Origin of the sequence: Gilliamella sp. B2785 (assembly GCF_026537005.1) — a bacterium.
Classification (GTDB): Bacteria; Pseudomonadota; Gammaproteobacteria; order Enterobacterales; family Orbaceae; genus Gilliamella; species Gilliamella apicola_E.
The window spans coordinates 1-3,697 of sequence record NZ_JAFNNC010000015.1 but is presented as its reverse complement, the minus strand read 5'-3'; the positions used below and the strand labels follow the sequence as shown (position 1 = coordinate 3,697).

The window sequence follows — 3,697 nt, the reverse complement described above, 5'->3', positions numbered from 1 at the left end:
ATTGACATCACAGACAACTAGGAATGCGATACAGGGTAGTGCACCTTATCTGACTTTCGACGGTGGTCGTACTCGTGCAGTTGATACTAACGGTCTGCTTGGGATTACGTTATCTGATGGTACGCAATATATGCCATCAACCAATACTTCATCTTCTTCAGCACCAATCTCTTTGCCGGTTGAGGGTCAGAGTTTTGCTGATATTCGTATGTTCGTCCCAACTAATACTAATTCAGTCAATTTAAGTACTCTTATCGGTCCTCCTAATAATTATTGGGGGGATGATGATGGAGATAGTGACGTTACTGCTACTGGTCGTTTAAGTTTATCTATCGTCGATAAAAACAATCAATCTGTATCACGTAATTCCGTGCTAACAATTTGTAACGCACCTTATAGGATTAAGTTATCTAGTACAGACGGTACATTATCAACTCGTTACGGATTTCCTAATCGTAGTACTTTCAGTGCCCGTAGTGTGACTTATTATGTCAATCCTAAGGCTTCGCCGGTGGTTTGTTTTGCTCGGCCTAACTTATTGTATGGTAAGCGTGGTGATGATCGTTATAACCCATCTTGGAATTTTGCTGGTCCTGCTTCGATTTGGAGCCCTAATAAAGGTTTTCTCACTCAAGAAACAGACCCGTCACTTTACGGTAGAAACTTTCCGACTACTGGCGCTAATGGATTGTACTTTGATTTACTCATTAATGGTGTAAGTCAGCCATTGTCTTGGTCTCCTGTTTCTCAGGGTGGTATCACAGTCACAATGTCTAATCCTACAGCTACAAGCGTACGCGTTACTTTAACTGGTCCTTACGCTACCCAATCCCAACAGAAATCATCCAGCCCTGATCGTCTTTCCACTCTTTCTCTGCCTCAGACATTCGAGTTGGTCGGTCGTGCTACTAATGGTACTTCTGTCGTCAAATATGGTTTTACTTTGAAGCAGTGGTTCGTCGGCCGTGGTTCTTGGTATGGCGCTTATTCTCTTGCTTTATCTTGGTGTAATAGTCTTGGTTATCGAGTGCCTCGCGTAAGGGATTTAACCAATGCATCTTGTCGAGGTTCAAATACAGGCAATAAGTGTCGTGGTTCAGTCGGCGCCACCCCTTCCTCGCCGGGTAATTATTACCAACGTAGAATTGGTTCTGGTCTTGTCACTGAGTGGGGTAATATGGTTGGTTATTCAGGCGTTGGCTTATCCAGCACTTACTGGACTCGTGACTCGGATGGTAGTAACCAGTTTATCGTGAGCACAGACCACGGTCCCGTACATTGGGACTACAACGGCTACGGCCACCACGGCCTTTGCTCCTATCCTTAGTTTTTATTTCTTCGTCCTTAATCCTTAGGGCGGGGGCGGGGGTGATAAAAAATAGTATTAGGTGATTAAAAGTAAGCTGACTCAAGGAGTCAACGTCGTTTAGCCATAAAAAGCGATTTTGCGGCTAAGCGACGTTTGAATTACCCACTTAGGCGGGTTTATTTTTGAGGTGTTTTTTAGCAAAAAAAGTTGAGGAGTGGGGTTTTTGGGGTTCAAAATTTTGTTTTGCAATGTTGCCTCAAATAAATAATTTCGCTCTAACTGTGTCGCTTTTTAGTAGCTGTATTTTTCCATTAAAAAAAGTTGAGGAGTGGGGTTTTTGAAGTTTTAAATTTCACTTAAAAATTATTAAATGATCAAAATCACTAAATTTCTAATTTAAAGCCCTAAATTAAAATTTTCGAGGATCAATCGTTCTAATTTTAAAGATTTGTAATTGCAATATCTCTAATTAAAACATTAATTAATCAATTATAATTTAGATCCTTTTTAGATCTTATTTACAAAAGTTAACGTAAATGAGTGAAAAAAAGTGTTGCATCGTGTTTTTCCAATCACTATACTTTTTACACGGTTTTAGCTCAAAGGCTAAAATTTAGCAGAAAAGTATAAAATTGTAAATTAATCAAAAAATTACTTGACAGGATTGTCACATATGCATTATAATTTTCAACAGGCAACAGGCAACAGGCAACCTGGCCAACCTATCTTTTAAATTCGTCTAAGTCCAGCACCCAGTTTAAATTTTTCACTGAAGCTTATTTTTCTACTCAATCAAGTGAAATTCTGCGAATTTTCGCGCGATCGCTTCCGCGATCCTCTTCTCGATCTTTTTTCCGGTCGTTTTCCGGATCCTGTTTCAGATCCGGTTTTCGATCTTTTTCCCAATTATCCCGGCAGATTGTTTTTTCCGTGGTCTTTTTCCTTCCTTTTTCGGGTCACGCATTGACATCACAGACAACTAGGAATGCGATACAGGGTAGTGCACCTTATCTGACTTTCGACGGTGGTCGTACACGTGCAGTTGATACTAATGGTCTGCTTGGGATTACGCTATCTAACGGAGCTAATTACACGCCTTCTAACAATTCATCATCTACAACCCCAATCGTCTTGCCGGTTGAGGGTCAGAGTTTTGCTGATATTCGTATGTTCGTTCCTACTAATGCTACTTCAGTCAATTTAAGTACACTTATTGGTCCTCCTAATAATTATTGGGGTGATGATGATGGAGATTCTGGCGTTAGTGCTACAGGTTCTTTAAGTTTATCTATCGTCGATAAAAACAATCAGTCAGTATCACGTAATTCCGTGTTAACGACTTGTAACGCACCTTATAGGATTAAGTTATCTAGTACTGACGGTACATTATCTACTCGTTACGGATTTCCTAATCGTAGTACTTTCAGTGCCAGTAATGTGACTTATTACGTCAATCCAAAGGCTTCGCCTGTGGTTTGTTTTGCTCGGCCTAACTTATTTGCTGGTAAGCTTGGTGATTTGTATGATTGGGATTTTGCTGGTCCATCTTCAATGTGGGACCCAGCTAATGGTTTTCTCACTCAAGAAACAGACCCGTCACGTTACGGTAGAAACTTTCCTACAACTGGTGCTAATGGATTGTACTTTGATTTAGTCATTAGTGGTAGTAGTCAGCCATTGTCTTGGTCTCCTGTTTCTCATGGAGGTATCACTGCTACTATGTCTAATCCTACTGCTACAAGCGTACGCGTTACTTTAACTGGTCCTTACGCTACCACATCCCAGCATAATTCAGACAGCCCTAGTCCTATATCTAAACCTACTTTGCCTCAGACATTCGAGTTGGTCGGTCGTGATAGTAATGGTGCTCCTGTCGTCAAATATGGATTTACTTTGAAGCAGTGGTTCGTCCACCGTGGTAATGTGGAGAAAAATTATTCTAATACATTATCTTGGTGTAATAGTCTTGGTTATCGCCTTCCTAAGGTAAAGGATTTAACCAACGCGGTTCGTACATACTCTCCTGCTATCTCTGGCGCCACCCCATCCTCACCTGATAATTATTACCAACGTAGAATTGGTTCTGGTTTTTTCACTGAGTGGGGTCGTCTGTCTGGTTATTCAGGCGTTGGCTTCACCTACTATTGGTACTGGGCTAGTGACCCGGGTGGTAGTGACCAGTTTATCGTGGGCGCACACTACGGTAACGTGGGTTGGGACTTCACCTACAGCAACCACTACGGCCTTTGCTCCCATCCTTAGTTCTTATTTCTTCGTCCTTAATCCTTAGGGCGGGGGTTGGAGTGATAAAAAATAGTATTAGGTGATTAAAAGTAAGCTGACTCAAGGAGTCAACGTCGTTTAGCCATAAAAAAAGCGATTTTGCGG

At 41.3% G+C, this 3,697-nt stretch carries 2 protein-coding genes; both read left to right on the top strand.

Annotated elements, in window-relative coordinates; translation table 11 throughout:
• On the top strand, positions 1-1,327 hold a 1,327-nt coding region (locus tag J3U24_RS11450; protein WP_267337876.1), incomplete at its 5' end, for a hypothetical protein.
• 912 nt (positions 1,328-2,239) lie between these two features.
• A complete protein-coding gene (locus J3U24_RS11445; RefSeq protein WP_267347003.1) occupies positions 2,240-3,571 on the top strand; it encodes a hypothetical protein in 1,332 nt (443 codons plus the stop codon).
• Positions 3,572-3,697: the final 126 nt, after the last annotated feature.